A 23,622-nucleotide genomic window follows, 5' to 3' on the forward strand; every position below is an offset into this window, starting at 1 on the left:
GTTGCGCACGGCAATACCCTTAATCAAATCACCAGGGAGCTTCGCCACATGAAAATGCTTTCTCTATCGGCCTTCGTCCTGCTGGCCATGCCACTGGCTGCCGTGGCCACCCCCGAACTGAACGTTGGCGGATTGTACGATTACCTCGACGGTGACAGGAGCACGCTGCTCAAGCGTGTGCGCAACAGCGGCGACAGCACGGCGTTCGTCAAGGTCAGCGTCGCCGAGCTGGTCTATGACGATGCCGGGGTGGCCCACGAAATCGACACCGACGGTCTGGCCCTGGAGCAGCGCGGCCTGGTCGCCAGCCCGGCGCGGTTGATCGTACCGGCGCACGGCATGCAGGCCGTGCGCCTGTTGTACCGTGGCCCGCGGGACCAGGAGCGTTACTTCCGTCTGCGCTTCATGCCAGTGCTGCCGGAATTGGGTGACGGTTTTGCCGTGGACGAACAGGAGGCGGCGCAGTACCGCGACGGCCTCAGGGCGGGGGTAAACCTGCTGGCCGGCTATGGCTCGCTGCTGTTCGTACGGCCGGCGCAGCCGCACTTCAACACGCCGGTGCAACGTGAAAACGGGCAACTGACCGTGGTCAATGAAGGTAACTCCACCGTGGTTCTGGACCACTTCCGTCAATGCCAGGTGGCAGGGGAACAATGTGAGCCCGCGACCAAGCACCACCTGCTGCCAGGCCGGAGCCGGCAGTTCGAGGGGCATGCGCAAAAGGTGCACCAGTTCGAGCTTCATGAAGGGGGTGATCATAAAGTCATGGTGGTCAAGGGGTAAACGTGATGACTCATCTGATTCGATTCTGGCTGGCATGGGGGGTAGCGTGGTGGCTCATGCTGTTGGTCCCGAGTGCCCAGGCGCTCGATGTCACGGTGTCGGCGCAGTATCTGGGCAAAGGGTCGGGGCAATTCGAAAACACGACGCCTCCTGCATTGTTCTGCCGCAGGTTTGCCTATCGCTGTACCAACAATGACGTGGTCGATCTGCCCCTGACCTACACAAAAGAGGTGACTACCGTCTCACCACGGGCAAAGTTTTTCATCCAGATGCCGGGCCGGCGCCAGGTCGATGTCTTCCACGAAGTTACCGGTGAGCCGCACACAGTGTCGTTCGAGTTCACAGGGGTCAGCCAGAAAACGGGGGGCGTGCCCTGGTATGAGAGTCCTACGTACAACGCTGTCGTGCAGGGTGGTTGCACCCGTGTAGCGTCCATCGGCAATCCACCCTGGGTATTCTTCCTCTGGGACATTACCAACCCGACAGCGCCTGCCGGCTGTCACTCATTGAATTCCCGGAATGGGCCTGATTATCACGGGTTCATCGACGTGACTGACATGGGCGTGTCTTACAACCTCCGGATGCCTGCCCCATTTCGCATGAAAACCGGGCTCTATCGAGGAAGCATCAAATACAGCGTTGGCCCTGGCGGCGACTTCGACTTTGGTGATGGCGTTACTGCACTCAATACCAACAGCGTCACAATCAACCTCGTGCTCGACGTCCAGCATGCCTTCTTTTTCGAGTTTCCGCCGGGTACTGACCGCGCCGTGCTGGAGCCTCGCGATGGCTGGCAGCACTGGCTTGCGGGGGGCAGTGTGCCGCAGCGTCTGTATAGAGACTTGCCATTCAGGCTGTCATCCTCTGGCCCGTTCAAGGTTTACAAGCTGTGCCAGTACGATATCGACGCCCGGTGCGCAATCACCAACGACAAGGGCGATCAAGTACCTGTCCTGCTGTCCCTGAGCTTGCCCGCCGGCATCCAGCACCGAGGTCAGATGGTCGAAAGGCTTGCGCTACCGACGGGGCGTGCTCAAGCGCTGCAGTTCGAAGCAGTGCAGCCCACCCTCAACCGCCCTGGCCAGATGCACTTTGAAATAGCCAAGGAGGATGTGCGTCGTATGTTACCTAATACCGGCAGTACCTATACCGGGCTGGCCACCGTGGTGTTCGATGCCGAGTTGTAGGCAGCGAGCAGAATTACAAAGGAGTGCATCATGCCCACAGCGCTGGTGGTCGACGACCACCCATTTATCCGTGCCACGGTCTGCCAGTTGCTGCGCCAGCAGCAGGTCGAAGTGGTTGGCCAGGCCGACAACGGCATCGATGCGGTGCGCCTGGTGCGCGAGCTGGCGCCGGATCTGGTGATCCTCGATATCGCCATGCCTGGCCTGGACGGGCTGGAGGTCATCAGCCGCATCCAGGCCTGCAGCCGTCCGAGCAAGGTCGTGGTGCTGACTTCACAGTTGGCCGTGGCCTACTCGTTGCGCTGCCTGCAGGCGGGGGCAGCCGGCTATGTGGCCAAGACCGATGACCTGGATGAACTGGGCAAGGCGGTACGTGCTGCGCTGTCGGGTTTTACCTACTTCCCCGCAGTGGCCTTGAGCTCGGTGCACAAACAGGACCTGCAGGCCACCGAGCCGCAGTGTATCGCCAGCCTGTCCGACCGTGAGCTGATGGTGTTGCAGTACCTGGCCCGCGGCCTGAGCAACAAAGCCATCGGCGAGGCCATGCTGCTGAGCAACAAGACCATCAGCACCTACAAGACGCGCCTGCTGGAAAAGCTCAGGCTCAACTCGCTGATTGACCTGGCGGATTTCGCTCGCCGCAATCAGCTGATCTGAATTTCGCCCCGCGTGCCCTTACGTGCCTTGCTCCTGGCGTTGCTCTGTTTCGTGCTGACACTGCCAGCGCTGGCCAGGCCGCAGTTGCACGCGCGGGCCACCCTGGACGGGCCCCGCCACGAGCCCAATGAAGCAGGCATACGCTGGTTGTGGGCGCGCCGCTCGCTGCGTTTGGGCGTGCTGGCCCAGGACAACCCGCCCCTCGACATCCTCGGCACCGGCAGCGCCTATGAAGGCATTACCGCTGATTACGCCGGGCTGCTGGGCGAACAGTTGAACCTGCAGGTGCAGGTGCAGGTTTTCGAAGCGTTCGCCGAGGCGCATGCTGCATTGCGTGCAGGCGAGGTCGACCTGCTCGGCTCGGTCACCAGCCGCCAGGCACTGGACGCGGGGTTGCGGCTGTCACGGCCTTACGCCGAGGATTGCCCCTTGCTGCTGGCGCGTGAGGCGCGTGGCCGTGAACGGGTCGATGACACGCACGGCCTCGACCTGGTGATGGTCCAGGGCTACCGCAGCCTGGAGCAGGTTCACGAACGCTACCCTCAGGCACGTGTGCAAACCCACCTTTCTCCGTTCGATGCCCTGGCGACGTTGGCACTCGGGCATGCCGACCTGTACCTGGGCAATGCCTTGGCGGCCCGCTACGCGTTGGGCCGCGGCCAACTTGCCGGTGTCGAGGAAGTCGGCCACGCCGGGCTGCCCCGGCAGGGCATCGGTTTTGCCATGCTCAATGGCGATACGCCCTTGCCGGGGCTGGTCGATGCCGCCCTTGGCAACCTCACCGAGCGCCAGCACCAGCGCATTCGCGAACGGTGGAGCCCACTGGGCGCCGCCGCGCAGCGGCCAGTGCCGCTGCAGTTGAGCGAGGCCGAGCAGCGCTGGTTGCTCGACAATCCACGCGTGCAGGTGGCGATGGACGAGCAGCTGTTGCCGCTGAGCTTTCGCGATGGCAAGGGCCAATGGCGGGGCCTGAGCCTGGATGTGCTGCAACTGATCAGCCGGCGCACCGGGCTGCGTTTCGAGGTGCAGGCTGGCGGCACGCTGCAAGGCATGCTCGAACAACTGCGCGAGGGCGAGGTGCAACTGATTGCCGGCCTGCCGCGCAGCCCAGCCCTGGAGCGCCAGGTGTCCTTCAGCCGTGCTTACCTCAGTGCCTCGCGGGTAATGGTGACGCGCGATGCACCGCAGGCTCCTGGCAACCTCGAGCAACTGGCCGGGCGACCGCTGGCACTGGTGTGGGGCAGTGCCCTGCATGAAATGCTTGGCCAGCATTATCCGCAGGTTGTGCCAATGGCCGTGGCCAGCCCCGTTGAAGCCTTGCGCGCCGTGGCTCGCGGCAAGGCGGCCGCCGCCGTGCTGACCCTCGATGACGCGCGAGCACTGATCGCGCGTGGCTACCCGGGCCAGCTCAAGATCAGCGCCAGCCTGCCGCTGCCGCCCGCGCATTTCGCCCTGGCCAGCGCCCGCGGGGCGGTTGAACTGCAGGGCATACTCGACAAAGCCCTGCTCAGCCTGTCACCGCACGAGATTGACGGCCTGGTGCGTCGCTGGCGCAATCCGATGATCGTCGCTGACGGTGTGTGGCAACGTTACCGCGGCCGTATCCTGCTGGGTTTTGCCACGGCCCTGCTGTTGCTCGGCCTGGCCTTGCTGTGGATCCGCTACCTGCGGCGCCTGCAGGTGCAATTGCGCCGTGCCAAGCGTGAGGCCGATGCCGCAAACCAGGCCAAGACCCAGTTCCTGACCACCATGAGCCACGAGCTTCGCACGCCCTTGCATGCTGTGCAGGGCATGCTTGAACTGGCACGGCGCAAGGCCGAGCGAGGCGAGTTCGACCACCTGGCACTGGAGGTGGCCGACGAAGCGGCGCGTGGCCTGCTGGAACTGATCGGAGACATCCTGGACATCACCCGTATCGAGTCCGGGCACTTGCAGTTTGCTGCCCAGCGGGTGTGCCTGCGCGAGCACGTGGGGCGGGTGCTGCAGTTGTTCGAGCAGCAGGCGCGCAGCAAAGGCCTGGCGTTGCGCCTGGTTACCCAAGGCCAGGTGGATGCCCAGGTCATGCTCGACCCGCTGCGCTTCAAGCAGGTGCTGGCCAACCTGCTGAGCAATGCCATCAAGTTCACCGAACACGGCGAGGTGACGGTGAACCTGTCGGCAACAGCGGTGGACGGCTACCTGGCGGTGGAGCTGACGGTGCGCGATACCGGTGTCGGCATTGCCGCAAGCGAGCTTGCGCACCTGGGGCAACCGTTCCGTCAGGCCAGCAACCAATGCCAGTCACCGCGCTGCAGCGCCGGCCTGGGCCTTGGCATCAGCCGCAGCCTGTGCGAGATGATGGGCGGCAGCCTGCACCTGCACAGCGTGCTGGGGCAGGGCACCGAAGTGAACGTGCGCCTGAGCCTGCCGCAGTTGAGTGCTGCCCAGCAACGGCCGGCGGCCGCTACCGGTGACACTCGTCACCCGCCCCAGCCGCTGCGCCTGCTGGTGGTCGACGACTATCCGGCCAATCGCCTGTTGCTGGTGCAACAGCTCGAATACCTCGGGCATCAGGCGTGCGTTGCCCAGGACGGTACCCAGGCCTTGCGCTTGTGGTTGGGCGAGCACTTCGACGGGGTGATCAGTGACTGCAACATGCCTCGGCTCAACGGCTACGCGCTGGCCCGCGCCATTCGCGAGCACGAGCGGCGCAGCGGCAGGCCCAGGTGCCAGGTGATCGGTTTGACTGCCAGTGCCACACAGGTTGAACGCCGGCGCTGCCGTGCAGCAGGCATGGACGCTTGCCTGTTCAAGCCTGTGGGGCTGGACGGCCTGGTTCGGGCCTTGGCCCGTGCCAGTCCTGCACTGCTGGACCTCGAGCACATCAGGCGGCTGGTGGCCGGCGACGAGGCTGCACTGCGAGCGTTGTTGGCCGACCTTCGTGCCAGCAACCTGCAGGACCTGCAGCTACTTGCGCAGGTGCCGGCCAATGCTGAGGCGCTGGCCATGCTGGCCCATCGGGTAAAGGGAGGCGCCCGGATCGCTCGGGCAAGAGTGATAGTCGACCTGTGCGAGCGGTTGGAGCGCAGATGCCAAGCCAAACCGCCCACACCGGGCGATATCGAGCAGGATGTGGGGGCGCTGCGCGAGGCCATGCTGCAGCTTGAACAGCAACTGGCCTTGCACGCCCCCGGTTCAAATCATGCCGAGCAACAACAACACCAGCAGAATCACCAGCACCACGCCAATGATGCCGGATGGGCCATAGCCCCAGCTGCGCGAGTGTGGGAAGACCGGTAAGCCACCAATCAACAGCAGGATCAGGATGATGATGAGGATCGTGGTCATGACGGAGTCCTTGCGTGGTTAGGGGTCAAGAGCCTCGTACAGCTGGCCTCTTGTTAATTCGGACCGGCGCCGCTTGGCAAAGATTCCATTTGCCTGGTACTGACCGTTTGGTCATGCCCGCCCATTCACTACTCTGATGAACCCTCTCTGGCGCCAACGCCTTGATTAGACTGGGCTGACCACCCACCAGTACAAGGCCTGCCACCATGCACAAACGCATCATGATCACTGGCGCCGGTTCCGGCCTCGGCCGCGAGATCGCCCTGCGCTGGGCGCGCGAGGGCTGGCGCCTGGCGTTGGCCGACGTCAACGAGCCAGGCCTGCGCGAAACCCTGGAGCTTGTGCGCGGTGCCGGCGGCGAGGGCTTCGTCCAGCGCTGCGACGTGCGCGACTACAGCCAGCTGACCGCCCTGGCCCAGGCCTGCGAAGAGAAGTTCGGCGGTATCGATGTGATCGTCAACAACGCCGGTGTCGCCTCGGGCGGCTTCTTCGCCGAGCTGTCGCTGGAAGACTGGGACTGGCAGATCGCGGTCAACCTGATGGGTGTGGTCAAGGGCTGCAAGGCCTTCCTGCCGCTGCTCGAACGCAGCAAGGGGCGCATCATCAATGTGGCGTCGATGGCGGCCCTGATGCAGGGGCCGGGCATGAGCAACTACAACGTTGCCAAGGCCGGTGTGCTGGCGCTGTCGGAGAGCCTGCTGGTAGAGCTGCGCCAGCTGGAAGTGGCTGTGCACGTGGTGTGCCCGTCGTTCTTCCAGACCAACCTGCTCGACTCTTTCCGCGGCCCGAACCCGGCCATGAAGGCCCAGGTGGGCAAACTGCTGGAGGGCTCGCCGATCAGTGCGTCGGACATTGCCGACTACATCCACCAGCAGGTGGAGGCCGGTGAATTCCTGATCCTGCCCCACGAGGCCGGGCGCCAGGCCTGGCAGCTCAAGCAGCAGGCGCCCCAGCGGCTGTATGACGAGATGGCAGAGATGGCGGTGAAAATGCGTGGCAAGGCCCAGGCGCGCGGATTGTAGTACCGTCTGTAGGGCGAATTACCTGCCGATGTAGGCTTGTTCTGAATTGCTGCGAGGGCGTTGAGTCACCGAATATCCCCATGCACTCTCCGGTTTTCCCTGTTGCCGGAGGACCGGAACATGTTGGTCATTGGACGCGTAGTCGGCGAAGTCATCAACATTGGTGACGATATTGAGATCAAGGTGGTGGAAACACGCAATGGCATGGTGCGTTTTGGCGTGAGTGCGCCGCGTGAAGTGTCGGTGCACCGGGCTGAGGTGTACAAGCGGATCAAGGCGGGGGAGAAGCGCAAGGGCAATTCGGCTTGAGGTTGACCTCACCGGCCGCTTCGCGGGTTTGCTCCGCGAAGCGGCCGGTACCGGTCAGTCGAGCAGTTCGCGCGGCACATCATGCTTGGCCAACAGCTGGCACTGTTGGCTTTCCGGGTCGAACAGGATGAACGCCTGGCCCTTGGCCAGCGCCTGGCGCACCCGCAGCACACGGGTTTCCAGCGGCGTGTCATCACCATTGTCGGTGCCGTCGCGGGTGACGAAATCCTCGATCAGGCGCGTCAGGGTTTCGGCTTGCAAGTGTTCGTAGGGGATCAGCATGGGCGGCATTCAGCTTGGTAAAAGAATGCGCCCATGCTACGCCAAACCGGGCCGCTACGGCTCACTCCTTGTTCCCCACCAGGCTGTCGACGGCAGGCACCCGGGTATCGCTCTCCATCTGCGCATCGTGCTCCAACTGGTGGCTGAAGCGCTCCAGTGAGGCATTGGCCGGGTTGGAATCACTTGCGAACACTGGCGGGCTGAGCAGGTAGCCCGACAACAGGCGGCTGAGCGCGGCCAGGCTGTCGATGTGGGTGCGCTCGTAACCATGGGTGGCATCGCAACCGAACGCCACCAGCGCCGTGCGGATATCGTGCCCGGCGGTGACCGCCGAATGGGCATCGCTGAAGTAATAGCGGAACACGTCACGGCGCACCGGCAGCTCCTGGTCGCCGGCCAGTTTCAGCAAGTGGCGTGACAGGTGGTAGTCATAGGGCCCCGACGAGTCCTGCATGGCCACGCTGACGGCGTGTTCGCTCGATGCCTGGCCAGGTGCTACCGGGGCGATGTCGATGCCGACGAACTCGCTGACGTCCCAAGGCAGGGCAGCGGCAGAGCCTGAGCCGGTTTCTTCGGTGATGGTGAACAGCGGGTGGCAGTCGATCATCGGCTGGCGGCCACTTTCCACGACTGCCTTGAGGGCGGCCAGCAGCGCGGCCACGCCGGCTTTGTCGTCCAGATGGCGGGCACTGATATGGCCGCTGTCGGTAAACTCCGGCAGCGGGTCGAATGCCACGAAGTCGCCAATGGCAATCCCCAACGACTCGCAGTCGGCGCGGGTGGTGCAGTAGGCGTCCAGGCGCACTTCTACGTGCTCCCAGCTGACGGGCATCTGGTCGATGGCGGTATTGAAGGCGTGCCCGCTGGCCATCAGCGGCAGCACGCTGCCGCGGAACACGCCGGTATCGGTGAATACACTGACCCGGCTGCCCTCGGCGAAGCGGCTCGACCAGCACCCCACCGGGGCCAGGGCCAGGCGGCCGTTGTCCTGCAATTGGCGCACGCTGGCGCCGATGGTGTCCAGGTGGGCCGAGACGGCGCGGTCTGGGGAGCTTTGCCGGCCCTTGAGGGTGGCGCGGATGGTGCCGCGGCGGGTCAGCTCGAAGGGAATGCCCAGTTCGTCCAGGCGTTCGGCGACATAGCGCACGATGGTGTCGGTGAAGCCGGTCGGGCTGGGGATGGCGAGCATCTCCAGCAGGACGCGCTTGAGGTAGTCAAGGTCCGGCTCGGGGTATCGTTCAGACATGGGTACTCCTCGGGTAAAGCTGTGCTCTGGCGGGCCCTATCGCCGGCAAGCCGGCTCCCACATGGACCGTGATGAGCCTTGTAGGAGCCGGCTTGCCGGCGATAGGGCCGTCATGGATTCACGCCAACGCCCGGCTATGCGGGAACAGCAGGTCGACAAAGCGCTCTGCCGTTGGCTGCGGTTCATGGTTGGCCAAGCCGGCGCGTTCATTGGCCTCGATGATCACGTAGTCCGGCTGTTCGGCATCACGCACCATCAGGTCCAGGCCCACCACTGGAATTTCCAGCGCCCGCGCCGCGCGCACGGCCGCGTCGGCCAACACAGGGTGCAGGCGCTCGGTAACATCCTCCAGCGTGCCGCCGGTGTGCAGGTTGGCGGTGCGGCGCACGGCCAGGCGCTGACCCGCAGGCAGTACGCTGGTGTAGTCGAAACCGGCATCACGCAAGGTGCGCTCGGTCTCGTCGTCCAGCGGAATGCGGCTTTCACCGCCCGTAGCGGCCTGACGGCGGCGGCTTTGGGCCTCGATCAGCTCAAGGATGCTGTGTTTGCCGTCGCCGACCACCTGGGCCGGGTGCCGAATCGCCGCCGCAACCACCTCGAAACCGATCACCACGATGCGCAGGTCATGGCCCGGGTGGAAGCTCTCCAGCAGCACACGGCTGTCGAAACGGCGGGCGTGTTCTATGGCTTGGCTGACTTCCTCGTAAGTGGTCAGGTTCACCGCCACGCCTTGGCCCTGCTCACCGTCCACCGGTTTGACCACCACCGCGCCGTGCTCGTCGAGAAACGCCAGGTTGTCGTCGGCATTGCCGGCCAGTTGCTGCACCGGCACCAGCAGGCCGGCGTTGTGCAAGGCTTGCTGGGTCAGGCGCTTGTCCTGGCAGAGGGTCATGCTGACCGCACTGGTCAGGTCGCTCAGCGACTCGCGGCAACGCACCCGACGCCCGCCCAGGCTGAGGGTGAACAGCCCGCCTGCGGCGTCGTCCACCTGCACCTCGATGCCACGGCGGTAGGCCTCATCGACGATGATCCGTGCATACGGGTTCAGCCCCGCTTCAGGGCCGGGGCCAAGAAACAATTGCTGGTTGATGCCGTTCTTGCGTTTGACCGCAAAGGTCGGCAGGTTGCGGAAACCGAGCTTCTCGTACAGCCGCTTGGCCTGGCGGTTGTCGTGCAGCACCGACAGGTCCAGGTAGGCCAGACCGCGGCTCATGAAGTGCTCGACCAGGTGGCGCACCAGCACCTCACCCACGCCAGGGCGGGTGCAATGCGGGTCCACGGCCAGGCACCACAGGCTGCTGCCGTGCTCAGGGTCATCGAACGCCTTGCTGTGGTTCAGGCCCATGACGCTGCCGATCACCGCGCCGCTGTCTTCGTCCTCGGCCAGCCAGTACACCGGCCCGCCCTGGTGGCGCGGCGTCAGCAGCTCGGGCTGCACCGGGAGCATGCCGCGTGCCTGGTACAGGGTGTTGATGGCCTGCCAGTCGCTGGCGCTTTGTGCGCGGCGGATACGGAAACCGCGAAACACCCGTTGCGCCTGGCGGTAGTCGGTGAACCACAGCCGCAGCGTGTCGGACGGGTCGAGGAACAGCTGCTGCGGTGCCTGCGCCAGCAGCTGTTGCGGGGCCGCCACATACAGCGCGATGTCACGCTCGCCGGGACGTTCCTGCTGCAGCGCCTCGGCCAGGCTGGCCGGGTCCGGGTAGGTGTGGCCTATCAGCAGCCGGCCCCAGCCGCAGTGCAGCGCACGCGGCTGGCTGTGGGGCTCGCTGCCATCGCCGGCCAGGCGCGCCTGCAGGCGCTCGTAGGACGGCGCCTGGCCACGCAGCAGGCGCTGACCGTAGGCGGTTTCATGGGCTTTCATCGGTCAGATTCCTTGTTCGCTGAGCCACAGGTTCAGCGCCGCCAGCTGCCACAGCTTGGAGCCGCGCAGCGGGGTAAGCTGGCCATGCGGGTTGCTCAGCAGGCGGTCTACCATGGCCGGGTTGAACAGCCCGCGGTCCTGGCTGGGGTCGGTGAGCAGTTCGCGTACCCAGTCCAGGGTGGCGCCTTGCAGGTGCTTGAGGCCGGGTACCGGGAAGTAGCCTTTCTTGCGGTCGATCACCTCATGGGGGATCACCCGGCGTGCGGCCTGCTTGAGTACCTGCTTGCCGCCATCGGGCAATTTGAAGCGCGCCGGGATACGTGCCGACAGCTCGACCAGGCGGTAGTCCAGGAACGGCGTACGGGCTTCCAGGCCCCAGGCCATGGTCATGTTGTCGACCCGTTTGACCGGGTCGTCGACCAGCATCACCGTGCTGTCCAGGCGCAGCGCCTTGTCTACTGCCTCGGGCGCGCCCGGGCGGGCGAAGTGTTCGCGCACGAAGTCGCCGGCCACGTCGGTTTCCAGCAGCCACGGCGCTTGCACGGTGTCGCGGTACTCGGCATGGCTGCGGTCGAAGAATGCATCGCGGTAGGCGCCAAAGGCATCCTTGGCGCCGTCCACCTGCGGGTACCAGTGGTAGCCGGCGAACAGCTCGTCGGCACCCTGGCCGCTCTGCACGCCCTTGCAGTGCTTGGCCACTTCGCGTGACAGCAGGTAGAAGGCGATGCAGTCGTGGCTGACCATCGGTTCGCTCATGGCGCGGAACGCGGCCGGCAATTGCTCGATGATTTCGCTTTCGGCGATGCGCAGCTTGTGGTGGCGGGTGCCGTAGTGCTTGGCGATCAGGTCGGAGTACTGGAACTCGTCACCGCGCTCGCCGCCGGCATCCTCGAAGCCGATGGAGAAGGTCGACAGGTCGTCAACGCCCACTTCGCGCAGCAAGCCGACCAACAGGCTGGAGTCGACGCCGCCGGACAGCAGTACGCCTACGTCCACGGCGGCGCGCTGGCGGATGCCGACGGCATCACGGGTGGCATCGAGCACACGGGTGGTCCAGCCTTCCAGGTCCAGGTCGCGCTCGTCCGGGTTGGGGCCGTAATGCAGCTGCCACCAGGTTTGGCGTTCGACTTCACCGTGGCGGTCGACGCGCATCCAGGTGCCGGGTTCGAGCTTTTGCACATTGGCCAGCAAGGTGCGTGGCGCCGGCACCACGGCGTGGAAGTTGAGGTAGTGGTTGAGCGCTACCGGGTCGATCATCGGGTCGATGTCGCCACCTTTGAGCAGCGCTGGCAGGGTCGAGGCAAAGCGCAGGCGCTCGCCGTTGCGCGACAGGTACAAAGGCTTGACGCCCAGGCGGTCGCGGGCCAGGAACAGGCGCTGGTTGTCGCGCTCCCAGATGGCCAGGGCGAACATGCCGTTGAGCTTGGGCAGCAAGGCCGCGCCCCAGGCGTGGTAGCCCTTGAGCAGCACCTCGGTGTCGCCGTCGGACCAGAAGGTGTAGCCCAGGTCCTGAAGCTCTTGGCGCAGTTCAGGGAAGTTGTAGATAGCGCCGTTGAAGGCCAAAGACAGGCCCAGGGTGTTGTCGACCATGGGCTGAGCCGAGCCGTCGGACAGGTCCATGATTTTCAGCCGGCGATGGCCCAGGGCGATCGGGCCCAGGCTATGGAAGCCCCAGGCGTCGGGGCCACGGGGCGCCAGGTGATGGGTCATGCGCTCTACCGCGGCGAGGTCCGCCGGGCGAGGGGCTTGGTCGATGGGGGTGAAACGTAACTCTCCTGCTAATCCGCACATAGGTCCTTACCGGTTTTTCCGTTGGGGAATCAGCGCCCCGGATTAGGGCGCCTGTAAGGAACTGACCTGGGGGATTTGCGAGAGTTTTAGACCAATCCGTTATAAGCAGCACTTTGTAATGCGGCCAATCGCCGGCAAGCCGGCTGCCACAGGGCTCAGCAGCGCTGCGTATCGTGGCAGCCGGCTTGCCGGCGATTGGGCTGCACAGCAGCCCCTTCATTTACCCCGAATCAACTTGCGCAAGCCAAACCGGTTCGGATGGCATGCTTCAGCCACCGCCCGCGGCAGCGGCAATGGCTCGCCACTGACCCACGCCGCAATCAGCTCGCCCGAAAGCGGCGCCGTGATCAGCCCCCGCGACCCATGCCCGCTGTTCACATACAGCCCCTCCAGCCAGGGGCAGGGCACCTCGGGCACCTGCCGCGCGTCCTTGCCCAGGACTGCAAAGGCTTCGGCGAAGGCTGCAGGGTCGGCAACCGGCCCCACGATCGGCAAGTAATCCGGGCTGGTGCAGCGAAATGCCGCGCGCCCCTGCAACTGCTCAGGGGCAAGCGCTGGGACACCCAGGCGCCGGGCCAGGTCGCTGGAGATTTCATCCAGCATGGCCAGGTTGCCCTGGTGCTCGGCCACGGTCGGCGCCAGGTCATCGCTATGGAAGTCGAAGCTGGCCCCCAGCGTGTGCTCCTCACCCCTGGGCGGTGCCACATAGCCCTCGGCGCAGACCACGGTAGCCAGCGCCCGGCTGGCGTCGGTCACCGGCAGGCGGGTGATCTGCCCGCGGATGCGCTTGAGCGGCAACTGCGTACAGGGCCCGAAACGCTTCACGTCAGCCGCCCCGGCCAGCACCACCACTGGCGCGCTGGCCAGCAGCCGGTCGCCGGCCCAGGCTTGCCACAGGCCATCGGCCTTGCGCAGTGCGAGCACATCGTGATGGGCCAGCAGGCGAATGTTACGGTGCTGCAGTTGAGCGTTGCACAGTGCCGGTGGGTGCACCCAGCCGCCTTCGGGATAGAACAACCCGCCGGCAGGCAGTGCGACCCCGGCAATCGCTTCGGCTTCACTGCGCTGCACGGCGCGCAGCAAGCTGCCCTCGAAGGCATCGGCGAGCTTGCCCTGGCGTTCGGCTTCCTTGCTGTCGAAGGCCAGTTGCAAAACCCCGCACGCATCCCAGTCCTGGCCGCGCTGCAGTAGTTCAAGCTGGCGCCGTGTATAGCCGAAGCCGGCCAGGATCATCTGCGACAAAGCCGTGCCGTGCGCGGACAGCTTGAGGTACAGCACGCCCTGGGGGTTGCCTGAGGCTTCGCGGGCCGCTGCGTCGTGACGCTCCAGTACCGTTACCTGCCAGCCGCGTGCGGCCAGGCTGGCAGCGCTGGCGCTGCCAGCGAGCCCTGCGCCGATCACCAGGGCCTCGCGCGGGCCTTCAGGCGCAGTTGGCCGGGCGTACCAGGGCGCCGACATGGGCGCGTTGGGCGTGCCGGTGTACTCACCGCTCATCACCTCCCACTTCTTGCCGATGCCAGGCACCTTCTTCATGGTGAAGCCGGCCTCGATCAAGCTGCGGCGAACCCAGCCGGTGGTGGTGAAGGTGCCCAGTGCGGTGCCGGCATGGGACAACCTGGCCAGTTGCGTGAACAGCTCGGGTGTCCACATGTCGGGGTTCTTCGCCGGGGCAAAACCGTCGAGGAACCACACGTCGATACGCGCGTCCAGCTGCGGCAGCTGCTCCAGCACATCGCCGATCAGCAGGGTAAGGGTGATTCGGCCCTGGTCGAAGGTGAACTGCTGGAAGCCCTGGTGCACCGCGACGTACTGGCGCAAAAAGGGTTCGGTGAACGCCGCCAGCTCCGGCCACAGGCGCATCGCCCGGGCCATGTCGGCATGGCCCAGGGGGTACTTCTCGACGCTGACGAAATGCAGGCGGGCGTCGGCGTGGGCTGTTTCGGCGAACAGCTGCCAGGCGCAGAAAAAATTCATGCCGGTGCCAAAGCCGGTTTCGCCGATCACCAGGCAGGCGTGGGGTGCGAGGTTGGCGAAGCGCTGGCGCAGGCGGGTTTGTTCGAGGAACACATGCTGGGTTTCGGCAATGCCCTCGTTGATGGCGAAGTACACATCGCCGTATTGCCGCGAATGGGGGCGGCCCTGGTCGTCCCAGTCGATCTGGGCATGCTGAAGGAGGGTGGATGCGGGCATGGCTGGTTTCGCTGGAGGTGGGGAGCTGCAAGCGGCAAGCTGCAAGCTGCAAGAAAAAGCAGATGGTGGCACGGCCCGCGTTTTCTTGCAGCTTGAAGCGTGCCGCTTGCCGCCAGGATTCCGCTAATCTTGCTTATCCATTGAAGGAGCCAGTGCATGTTCGAATCCGCCGAAATTGGCCACAGCATCGACGACGATACCTTTGAGGCAGAAGTGCCCGCGCTGCGCGAGGCTTTGCTCGAAGCCCAGTACGAACTCAAGCAGCAGGCGCGCTTCCCGGTGATCGTGCTGATCAATGGCATCGAAGGCGCCGGCAAGGGCGAGACGGTCAAGCTGCTCAACGAGTGGATGGACCCGCGCATGATCGACGTGCTCACCTTCGACCAGCAGACCGACGAAGAGCTGGCCCGCCCGCCCGCCTGGCGCTACTGGCGGGCGCTGCCGCCAAAGGGGCGCATGGGCGTGTTTTTCGGCAACTGGTACAGCCAGATGCTGCAGGGCAGGGTGCACGGGCAGTTCAAGGATGCGGTGCTCGACCAGGCCATCACCGGTGCCGAGCGCCTGGAGCAGATGCTTTGCGACGAAGGTGCGCTGATCATCAAGTTCTGGTTCCACCTGTCCAAGAAACAGATGAAAGCGCGGCTCAAGTCGCTCAAGGACGACCCCTTGCACAGCTGGCGCATCAGCCCGCTGGACTGGCAACAGTCGCAGACCTACGACCGTTTCGTGCGTTTTGGCGAGCGGGTGTTGCGCCGTACCAGCCGTGACTATGCACCGTGGCATGTAGTTGAAGGGGTCGACCCCAACTACCGCAGCCTGGCCGTTGGGCGCATCTTGCTGGAAAGCCTGCAGGCCGCACTGGCCGTCAACCCCAAAGGCAAGCACCAGGGCAACATTGCGCCGCTGGGGCGCAGCATCGATCAGCGCAGCCTGGTCGGCGCGCTGGACATGACCCTGCACCTGGACAAGCAGGACTATCAGGAGCAACTGGTGACCGAGCAGGCTCGCCTGGCCGGCCTGTTGCGCCACAAGCACATGCGCCGGCACTCGCTGGTGGCCGTGTTCGAGGGCAATGATGCAGCAGGCAAGGGCGGGGCGATTCGCCGGGTGGCGGCAGCGCTGGACCCGCGCCAGTACCGTATCGTGCCGATCGCCGCCCCTAGCGAAGATGAGCGTGCGCAGCCGTACCTTTGGCGGTTTTGGCGGCACATTCCGGCACGCGGCAAGTTCACCATCTTCGACCGCTCCTGGTACGGCCGGGTGCTGGTGGAACGCATCGAAGGCTTCTGCACCCCGGCCGACTGGATGCGTGCCTACGGCGAGATCAATGATTTCGAGGAACAGTTGGTGAACGCCGGCGCGGTAGTGGTCAAGTTCTGGCTGGCGATCGACCAGCAAACCCAGCTGGAGCGTTTTGAAGAGCGCGAGCAGATCCCGTTCAAGCGCTACAAGATCACCGAGGACGACTGGCGCAACCGCGACAAGTGGGACCTGTATGTGGATGCAGTGGGGGACATGGTCGACCGCACCAGCACCGAGATCGCGCCATGGACCTTGGTCGAGGCCAATGACAAGCGTTGGGCGCGGGTGAAGGTGTTGCGCACCATCAATGAAGCCCTGGAAGCGGCGTTTGCCAAACACAAGAAATAGTCAGCCGCCATGCCGCAGGGGAATGACCTGATGAATTCTTTTCCCGCCTTTTTTCCCCGTTGGCAGGTAGCAAGCCTTTAGAATCGAGGCACCCTACAACGGGCTCGACCGAGGACTTTATGCACATCACATCCGGACGCCGGAGCTATGGACTGGCCCTGGCGCTTCTGACCGCACTGCTGTGGGGCATCCTGCCAATCAAACTCAAGCAAGTGCTGCAGGTGGTCGACCCGGTGACCGTCACCTGGTTCCGCCTGCTGGTGTCCGGCGGCCTGCTGTTCGCCTGGCTGGCAGCCAAGCGCCGTTTGCCTTCTTTCAGCAAGCTCGGCACCAAAGGCAAAGGCCTGGTGGCCGTGGCCGTATGCGGCCTGATGGGTAACTACGTGCTGTACCTGATCGGCCTCAACCTGCTGAGCCCCGGTACTGCGCAATTGGTGGTGCAGATCGGCCCGGTGCTGCTGCTGGTGGCCAGCGTGTTCGTGTTCAAGGAGCGCTTCAGCCTGGGCCAAGGCCTGGGGCTGCTGGTGCTGCTTGCCGGCTTCGGGCTGTTCTTCAACCAGCGCCTTGAAGAGCTGCTGACCTCGCTGGGCACCTACACCACGGGCGTGCTGACCATCCTGCTGGCCACCAGCATTTGGGTGTTCTATGCCCTGAGCCAGAAGCAGCTGCTGACGGTGTGGCATTCGCAGCAGGTGATGATGGTGATCTACCTGAGCTGCGCCGCGCTGCTGACACCCTGGGTGCACCCGCTGGAGGCGTTGCAGTTGACGCCCCTGCAAGGCTGGCTGCTGCTGGCCTGCTGCCTGAACACGCTGGTGGCCTATGGTGCTTTTGCCGAGGCACTGGCGCACTGGGAGGCATCGCGGGTGAGTGCCACGCTGGCGCTGACGCCACTGGTGACCTTTGTGGCAGTGGCAGTGGCGGCCTGGATGTGGCCGGCGTATGTGCAGGCTGAAGACATCAATGCCCTGGGCTATGTAGGCGCGGTGACGGTGGTGCTGGGGTCGACGCTGGTGGCCCTGGGGCCTTCTTTGGTGGCTGGGTGGCGGGCGAGAAGGGCGCGTTTGGCTCAGGTTGGTTGACAGCCTGTTCCGGCCCTATCGCCGGCAAGCCGGCTCCCACAGGGATCGCGCCAGCTTTTAGAAGTTGAGCAAGACACTCCCTCAGGTCCCCACCAAGCCTGAAGACAGTGGGGTACCGGTGGGAGCCGGCTTGCCGGCGATGGGGCCGCAGCAGCCTACCGATCAATCAGCCCTTGCCACCTGGTGCCAGCATGTTCTCCGGCCGCACCCACTCATCGAACTGCTCATTGGTCAGGTACTTCAACTCCAGCGCCGCCTCGCGCAGGGTCTTGCCCTCGCTGTAGGCCTTCTTGGCAATCTCTGCCGCTTTGTCATAGCCGATATGCGGGTTGAGCGCGGTCACCAGCATCAGCCCGCGCTCCAGGTGCGCCGCCATCTGTTCGGTATCCGGCTCGATCCCGGCCACGCAGTGCTGCTGGAAGTTGCGGCAGCCATCAGCCAGCAGCGTGATCGACTGCAGTAGGTTATGAATGATCACCGGCTTGAACACGTTCAACTGCAGGTGCCCCTGGCTGGCGGCAAAACCGATGGCCGCGTCATTGCCCAATACCTGGCAGGCCAGCATCGACAGCGCTTCGCACTGGGTCGGGTTGACCTTGCCTGGCATGATCGAGCTGCCCGGCTCGTTGGCCGGCAGGCGCACCTCGGCCAACCCGGCGCGGGGCCCGGAGCCGAGCAGGCGCAAGTCATTGGCGATTTTCATCAAGGCCACCGCTAAGGTCTTCAGCGCCCCCGCCAGGCTGGTCAGCGGCTCGTGGCCGGCCAGGGCGGCGAACTTGTTCGGCGCGGTGACGAACGGCAGGCCGGAGAGGGCGGCCAGTTCCGCAGCAATGGCTTCGGCGAAACCCTGCGGGGCATTGAGCCCGGTGCCCACGGCAGTGCCGCCCTGGGCCAGTTCGCACACCGCCGGCAAGGTGGCGCGGATGGCGCGCTGGGCATAGTCGAGCTGGGCCACGAAGGCCGACACCTCCTGGCCGAAGGTGATGGGCGTGGCGTCCATCATGTGCGTGCGGCCAGTCTTTACCAGTTTATGGTGGCGCGCCGACAGCTCGGCCAGCCCCGAAGACAGTTCGGCGATCGCCGGTAGCAGTTGCTCGTGCACGGCCTGTGCCGCAGCGATGTGCATGGCGGTGGGGAAGCAGTCGTTGGAGCTTTGCGAGCGGTTGACATGGTCGTTGGGGTGCACCGGCGCCTTGCCGCCGCGGCCTTTGCCGGCCAGCTCGTTGGCCCGCCCGGCAATCACCTCGTTGACGTTCATGTTGCTCTGCGTGCCGCTGCCGGTCTGCCACACCACCAGCGGGAACTGGTCGTCGTGCTCGCCGTCGAGCACTTCGTCGGCAGCCTGCTCGATCAAGCGGGCGATGTCGGCTGGCAGGTCGCCATTGCGGTCGTTGACCCGTGCTGCGGCTTTTTTGATCAGCGCCAGGGCGTGCAGCACCGGGAGCGGCATGCGTTCCTTGCCAATGGCAAAGTTGATGAGCGAGCGTTGGGTCTGCGCGCCCCAGTAGGCGTGCTCCGGAACTTCGACCGGGCCCAGGCTGTCTGTTTCGATACGGCTCATGCTGCGTTCACTCCCTTGTCAGTCAGAATCAGCAGTTTAGGCCCCCATGCGATCGAGCGGTTCAATCGCTCGTCGTGCCACTTGAGCGCTGCACCCTGGCGGGAGCAGAATGCTCATCTCTGAGGTACCGCCTCCCCCTCCTTGAAGGATATGCAATGACCCGTCTCCGTGCCCTCTGTGCTGCCGTCGCCCTGGCCTGTGCCAGCGGCCAGGTACTCGCTGCCACCGCCAGCCACAACGCTGCCGCCGAGAAATTCCTGACCTTGGCCAACGCTGACAAGCTGGGCACCCCGGTGTACATGCAGGTCCAGCAGATGTTCGCCCAGCGCTTCGCCCAGACCAAAGCCCCGGCCACCAAGCAGTCGGTGCTGGAAAGCTACCAGGCCAAGGCCAACGCCGCGCTGGACAGCGCCATCGGCTGGAACAAGCTCAAGCCGAAGATGGTTGACCTGTACACCCAGACCTTCACCGAGCAGGAGCTCAAGGACCTGGTGAAGTTCTACCAGTCGCCGCTGGGCAAGAAAGTCCTCAGCCAGATGCCCAAGGTCACCCAGCAGTCGGCCCAGCTGACCCAGCAAAGCCTGGAGCCGGCAGTGCCGGTGGTCAACAAGCTGCTCGAAGACATGACCAAAGAGCTTGACCCCAATGCCGGCAAGGCCGCCCCGGCCAAGAAGTGAGTAATACCCGATGACCATGCAGCAACGCATCGAGCAGCAGCTGGCCGCCCTGGCGCCGCAGCACCTTGAAGTGCTCAACGAAAGCCACATGCACAGCCGTGGCCAGGAAACCCACTACAAGGCGGTGATCGTCAGCGAGCAGTTTGCCGGGCTCAACAGCGTCAAGCGCCATCAGAAGGTGTACGCCACCATGGGTGAACTGATGGGCCAGATCCATGCGCTGGCCATCCACACCTATACCAACGAGGAGTGGGCGAAGGTGGGTGTTGCACCTGCGTCGCCGGTGTGTGCAGGTGGCGGCAAGCACTGAATCCTTTTTGGCGTTCTGGTACAATTTGCGACATCCGGGGGGCCGCTTTGCGGCCCTTTCGCGACACAAGGCCGCTCCTACAGGGGTTATGTATTCACCTGTAGGAGCGGCCTTGTGTCGCGAAAGGGGCGCAGAGCGCCCCCCAGCTTTTTGTCAAACCCGGTCCGCCCCTTACGAGGGCAACCACCTGGAGATTCAACGCAATGACCCAACCGATCGTCGTGGCGGCGCTGTACAAGTTCGTCACCCTTGAAGACTACGTAGAGCTGCGCGAGCCCCTGCTCAAGGCCATGCTCGACAATGGCGTCAAAGGCACCCTGCTGCTGGCCAACGAGGGCATCAACGGCACCGTTTCGGCCACCCGCGAAGGCATCGATGGCCTGCTCGCCTGGCTGCGCAGCGACCCGCGCCTGGTCGATGTCGACCACAAGGAATCCTACTGCGACGAGCAGCCGTTCTACCGCACCAAGGTCAAGCTCAAGAAAGAGATCGTCACCCTCGGCGTGCCGGGCGTGGACCCGAACAATGCCGTTGGTACCTACGTCGATCCCAAAGACTGGAATGCCCTGATCAGCGACCCGGAAGTACTGCTGATCGACACCCGCAACGACTACGAAGTGGCCATCGGCACCTTCAAGGGCGCAATCGACCCCAAGACCGAGACCTTCCGCGAGTTCCCCGAGTACATCAAGGCCAACTTCGACCCCAGCAAGCACAAGAAGGTCGCCATGTTCTGCACCGGCGGCATCCGCTGTGAAAAAGCCTCCAGCTACATGCTCGGTGAAGGCTTCGAGGCGGTCTATCATCTTAAGGGCGGCATCCTGAAATACTTCGAGGAAGTACCCCAGGAAGAAAGCCTGTGGGACGGCGACTGCTTTGTCTTCGACAACCGCGTCACGGTGCGCCATGACCTGACCGAAGGCGAGTATGACCAGTGCCATGCCTGCCGCCACCCGGTCAACGCCCAGGACCGCGCGTCCGAGCACTATTCGCCAGGCGTGAGCTGCCCGCACTGCTGGGACAGCCTGAGCGAAAAGACCCGGCGCAGCGCCATCGACCGGCAGAAGCAGATCGAGCTGGCCAAGGCCCGCAACCTGCCGCACCCGATCGGTTACAACTACAAAGCCGAGGCCTGATTGCATGACTGCCCGCCTGCTCTATGTGATGGACCCGATGTGCTCCTGGTGCTGGGGTTTTGCACCGGTGGCCCAGGCCCTTATCGCCCAGGCGCGTGAAGCGGGCGTGGCCACCCGGGTGGTGCCGGGTGGGTTGCGCCGCGGTGCCAGCCCGCTGGACGCCTCGACCCGCAAGTACATCCTCGAGCATTGGCAGGCGGTGGCCGAGGCCACCGGGCAGCCGTTCGCGTTCGAAGGTGCCATGCCCGATGGCTTCGTCTACGACACCGAGCCTGCCTGCCGCGCCCTGGTGGCCGCCCGTGAACTGGACGCCGAGCGCGTCTGGCCGCTGCTGGCACTGATCCAGCGTGGGTTCTACCAGCAGGGCCTGGACGTCACCACCGCGCCGCAGCTGGTCGAGCTGGCCGAGCAGGCCGGGTTCGATCGCACAACCTTCGCCGATGCCCTGCTGCGTGCCGACGTGCGCGCTGCCACTGCAGCCGATTTCAGCTGGGTACAGGACCTGGGGATTGCCGGTTTTCCAACGCTGCTGGCGGAGCGCAACGGCCAGCTCGCCCTGTTGACCAACGGCTATCAGCCGCTGCAAAGCCTGCAGCCCTTGCTTGGCCGCTGGCTACAGCAGGCCGCCTGTGCTTGACCTGCCCGGCTCGCCCGACCCGGTGCCAGGGAAGCCCGCTGCTGTGCCTGACCGGCTGAGCTGGGCGCAAATCCGCCGCTTGGCACTGCACCACAAGAAACACCTCTGGGCCGCCAACCTGGTGGCCGTGCTGGCGGCCTGCTGCAGCGTGCCGATACCATTGCTGCTGCCCCTGCTGGTCGACGAAGTACTGCTGGGCCACGGCGATGGCGCGCTGAAGTTCATGAACCACCTGCTGCCCAGCGGTTGGCAGGTGGCGGCCGGTTATATCGGCCTGATGCTGGTCGTTACCCTGTGCCTGCGCGTGGCCGCGCTGGGCTTCAACGTGGTGCAGGCCAAGCTGTTCGCCGGCCTTGCCAAAGACATCGTCTATCGCCTGCGCATCCGCCTGATCGAGCGGCTCAAGCGTATCTCGCTCAAGGAGTACGAAAGCCTGGGCAGTGGCACCGTGACCACGCACCTGGTCACCGACCTGGAGACCCTCGACAAGTTCGTCGGCGAAACCCTGAGCCGCTTCCTGGTGGCCATGCTGACCCTGACCGGCACGGCGGCGATCCTGATCTGGATGCACTGGCAGCTGGCCTTGCTGATCCTGTTGTTCAACCCGCTGGTGATCTACTTCACCGTGCAGTTGGGCAAGCGCGTCAAACACCTTAAAAAGCTCGAAAACGACAGCACCTCGCGGTTCACCCAGGCGCTGGCCGAAACCCTGGACGCCATCCAGGAAATCCGCGCCAGCAATCGCCAGGGCTACTTCCTCGGCCGCCTGGGCCTGCGCGCCCGCGAAGTGCGCGATTACGCCGTGGATTCGCAATGGAAAAGCGATGCCAGTGGCCGTGCCAGTGGCCTGCTGTTCCAGTTCGGTATCGATATCTTCCGTGCTGCGGCCATGCTCACGGTGCTGTTCTCCGACCTGTCGATCGGGCAGATGCTGGCCGTGTTCAGCTACCTGTGGTTCATGATCGGCCCGGTCGAGCAGTTGCTCAACCTGCAATATGCCTACTATGCCGCAGGCGGCGCCCTGAGCCGGCTCAACGAGTTGCTGGCGCGTGATGACGAGCCGCAATACCCGGCTGCCCGCGACCCGTTCGCCGGCCGTGAAACGGTTGGCATCGAAGTGCGCGACCTGCGCTTCGCCTATGCCGACGAGCCGGTGCTCGAGCACCTGGACCTGTCCATCGCCCCGGGCGAAAAGGTCGCCATCGTCGGCGCCAGTGGCGGCGGCAAAAGTACCCTGGTGCAATTGCTGCTGGGCCTGTACAGCGCCCAGGCCGGGACTATCCGTTTTGGCGGTGCCAGCCTGCAGGAAATCGGCCTGGAGACCTTGCGTGAAAATGTGGCAGTGGTGCTGCAGCACCCGTCACTGTTCAACGACACGGTACGCGCCAACCTGACCATGGGCCGCGACTGCACGGACGAGGCCTGCTGGCAGGCGCTGCGCATCGCCCAGCTGGACGCCACCATTGGCGCCTTGCCGCAAGGGCTGGACAGCGTGGTCGGCCGCTCTGGTGTGCGCCTGTCCGGCGGCCAGCGCCAGCGCCTGGCGATTGCCCGCATGGTCCTGGCCGAGCCGAAGGTGGTAATCCTCGACGAGGCCACCTCGGCGCTGGACGCCGCCACCGAGTACAACCTGCACCAGGCCCTGGCGCGCTTTCTCAGTGGCCGTACCACATTGATCATCGCCCACCGCCTTTCGGCGGTGAAGCAGGCCGACCGTGTGCTGGTGTTCGACGGCGGGCACGTGGCCGAGGATGGCGGCCACCAGCAGTTGATCGCCGAGGGCGGCTTGTATGCCAAGCTGTACGGGCATCTGCAGCAGACCTGACCCAAGCGGCAAGCTTGAAGCTTGCCACTCAAAATTCCCTCCACACAGATGGCAAATGGCCTACGCTGAGCTTGTCTGGTTGGTTC

19 protein-coding genes and 1 pseudogene are annotated in these 23,622 nt (G+C 64.7%); 13 read left to right on the plus strand and 7 right to left on the minus strand.

Features of this window, described 5'->3' with window-relative positions:
* Positions 1 to 48 precede the first annotated feature (48 nt).
* The 4 genes and pseudogenes from ACMGF5_RS15360 to ACMGF5_RS15375 form a co-directional block, all read left to right on the plus strand.
* Complete coding sequence (locus ACMGF5_RS15360) at positions 49 to 783, plus strand: molecular chaperone (RefSeq protein WP_237860389.1); 735 nt, start codon at positions 49 to 51, stop codon at positions 781 to 783.
* Between the two features lie 5 nt (positions 784 to 788).
* Positions 789 to 1,970, plus strand: a complete 1,182-nt coding sequence (locus ACMGF5_RS15365) for a hypothetical protein (protein ID WP_237860386.1) — start codon at positions 789 to 791, stop codon at positions 1,968 to 1,970.
* A gap of 30 nt (positions 1,971 to 2,000) precedes the next feature.
* Complete coding sequence (locus ACMGF5_RS15370; protein WP_115272946.1) at positions 2,001 to 2,627, plus strand: response regulator transcription factor; 627 nt, start codon at positions 2,001 to 2,003, stop codon at positions 2,625 to 2,627.
* Positions 2,628 to 2,804: 177 nt separating this feature from the next.
* Positions 2,805 to 5,717, plus strand: a pseudogene (locus ACMGF5_RS15375) (transporter substrate-binding domain-containing protein); the annotation flags it as partial.
* Between the two features lie 84 nt (positions 5,718 to 5,801).
* On the opposite strand, the gene ACMGF5_RS15380 reads toward ACMGF5_RS15375, so the two are convergent.
* Positions 5,802 to 5,954 (minus strand): DUF3309 family protein, encoded by a 153-nt coding sequence (locus tag ACMGF5_RS15380; RefSeq protein WP_003252624.1) that lies wholly within the window; start codon positions 5,952 to 5,954, stop codon positions 5,802 to 5,804.
* Positions 5,955 to 6,160: 206 nt separating this feature from the next.
* On the opposite strand from ACMGF5_RS15380, the gene ACMGF5_RS15385 reads away from it, so the two are divergent.
* Positions 6,161 to 6,976, plus strand: coding sequence for an SDR family oxidoreductase (locus tag ACMGF5_RS15385; protein WP_161872986.1), 816 nt, complete (start codon positions 6,161 to 6,163; stop codon positions 6,974 to 6,976).
* 120 nt (positions 6,977 to 7,096) lie between these two features.
* Positions 7,097 to 7,285: a carbon storage regulator CsrA gene (gene csrA, locus ACMGF5_RS15390; protein ID WP_046787397.1), complete on the plus strand. Its 189-nt coding sequence runs from the start codon at positions 7,097 to 7,099 to the stop codon at positions 7,283 to 7,285.
* A gap of 54 nt (positions 7,286 to 7,339) precedes the next feature.
* Here the strand turns inward: csrA and ACMGF5_RS15395 are convergent, their stop codons facing one another.
* From ACMGF5_RS15395 to mnmC, 5 genes are all read right to left on the minus strand, one after another.
* Complete coding sequence (locus ACMGF5_RS15395) at positions 7,340 to 7,567, minus strand: YheU family protein (protein WP_039603187.1); 228 nt, start codon at positions 7,565 to 7,567, stop codon at positions 7,340 to 7,342.
* A gap of 61 nt (positions 7,568 to 7,628) precedes the next feature.
* Positions 7,629 to 8,813 (minus strand): osmoprotectant NAGGN system M42 family peptidase, encoded by a 1,185-nt coding sequence (locus tag ACMGF5_RS15400; RefSeq protein WP_046787396.1) that lies wholly within the window; start codon positions 8,811 to 8,813, stop codon positions 7,629 to 7,631.
* Positions 8,814 to 8,931: 118 nt separating this feature from the next.
* Complete coding sequence (ngg, locus tag ACMGF5_RS15405) at positions 8,932 to 10,677, minus strand: N-acetylglutaminylglutamine synthetase (RefSeq protein WP_414156927.1); 1,746 nt, start codon at positions 10,675 to 10,677, stop codon at positions 8,932 to 8,934.
* A 3-nt stretch (positions 10,678 to 10,680) separates the two neighbouring features.
* Positions 10,681 to 12,468 (minus strand): N-acetylglutaminylglutamine amidotransferase, encoded by a 1,788-nt coding sequence (locus ACMGF5_RS15410; RefSeq protein ID WP_414156928.1) that lies wholly within the window; start codon positions 12,466 to 12,468, stop codon positions 10,681 to 10,683.
* Between the two features lie 216 nt (positions 12,469 to 12,684).
* Positions 12,685 to 14,658 carry a bifunctional tRNA (5-methylaminomethyl-2-thiouridine)(34)-methyltransferase MnmD/FAD-dependent 5-carboxymethylaminomethyl-2-thiouridine(34) oxidoreductase MnmC gene (mnmC, locus tag ACMGF5_RS15415; RefSeq protein WP_414156929.1) on the minus strand — a complete coding sequence of 658 codons (1,974 nt, stop codon included), beginning with the start codon at positions 14,656 to 14,658 and terminating at the stop codon, positions 12,685 to 12,687.
* A gap of 156 nt (positions 14,659 to 14,814) precedes the next feature.
* Between mnmC and pap the strand changes: the two genes are divergently transcribed.
* Entirely contained in the window at positions 14,815 to 16,308 is a 1,494-nt protein-coding gene (gene pap / locus ACMGF5_RS15420) for a polyphosphate:AMP phosphotransferase (protein WP_046787392.1), read from the plus strand.
* Between the two features lie 119 nt (positions 16,309 to 16,427).
* The gene (locus ACMGF5_RS15425) at positions 16,428 to 17,390 is read left to right on the plus strand and encodes a DMT family transporter (protein WP_414156930.1); all 963 of its coding nucleotides are present in this window, start codon (positions 16,428 to 16,430) and stop codon (positions 17,388 to 17,390) included.
* A gap of 166 nt (positions 17,391 to 17,556) precedes the next feature.
* Here the strand turns inward: ACMGF5_RS15425 and ACMGF5_RS15430 are convergent, their stop codons facing one another.
* Positions 17,557 to 18,951 (minus strand): class II fumarate hydratase, encoded by a 1,395-nt coding sequence (locus ACMGF5_RS15430; RefSeq protein ID WP_046787390.1) that lies wholly within the window; start codon positions 18,949 to 18,951, stop codon positions 17,557 to 17,559.
* Positions 18,952 to 19,106: 155 nt separating this feature from the next.
* Here ACMGF5_RS15430 and ACMGF5_RS15435 point away from each other — a divergent pair, with 155 nt between their 5' ends.
* From ACMGF5_RS15435 to ACMGF5_RS15455, 5 genes are all read left to right on the plus strand, one after another.
* Positions 19,107 to 19,628 carry a DUF2059 domain-containing protein gene (locus ACMGF5_RS15435; RefSeq protein WP_115272938.1) on the plus strand — a complete coding sequence of 174 codons (522 nt, stop codon included), beginning with the start codon at positions 19,107 to 19,109 and terminating at the stop codon, positions 19,626 to 19,628.
* Positions 19,629 to 19,638: 10 nt separating this feature from the next.
* Positions 19,639 to 19,938: a BolA family protein gene (locus tag ACMGF5_RS15440; protein WP_012313276.1), complete on the plus strand. Its 300-nt coding sequence runs from the start codon at positions 19,639 to 19,641 to the stop codon at positions 19,936 to 19,938.
* A 203-nt stretch (positions 19,939 to 20,141) separates the two neighbouring features.
* The gene (locus ACMGF5_RS15445; RefSeq protein ID WP_046787387.1) at positions 20,142 to 21,074 is read left to right on the plus strand and encodes a rhodanese-related sulfurtransferase; all 933 of its coding nucleotides are present in this window, start codon (positions 20,142 to 20,144) and stop codon (positions 21,072 to 21,074) included.
* 4 nt (positions 21,075 to 21,078) lie between these two features.
* A complete protein-coding gene (locus ACMGF5_RS15450) occupies positions 21,079 to 21,711 on the plus strand; it encodes a DsbA family protein (RefSeq protein WP_204920188.1) in 633 nt (210 codons plus the stop codon).
* Positions 21,704 to 23,536, plus strand: a complete 1,833-nt coding sequence (locus tag ACMGF5_RS15455; protein ID WP_046787386.1) for an ABC transporter ATP-binding protein — start codon at positions 21,704 to 21,706, stop codon at positions 23,534 to 23,536. The genes ACMGF5_RS15450 and ACMGF5_RS15455 overlap by 8 nt, the downstream gene beginning before the upstream one ends.
* Positions 23,537 to 23,622: the final 86 nt, after the last annotated feature.

Origin of the sequence: Pseudomonas sp. BNK-15 (assembly GCF_047456105.1) — a bacterium.
GTDB classification, from domain to species: Bacteria; Pseudomonadota; Gammaproteobacteria; order Pseudomonadales; family Pseudomonadaceae; genus Aquipseudomonas; species Aquipseudomonas putida_E.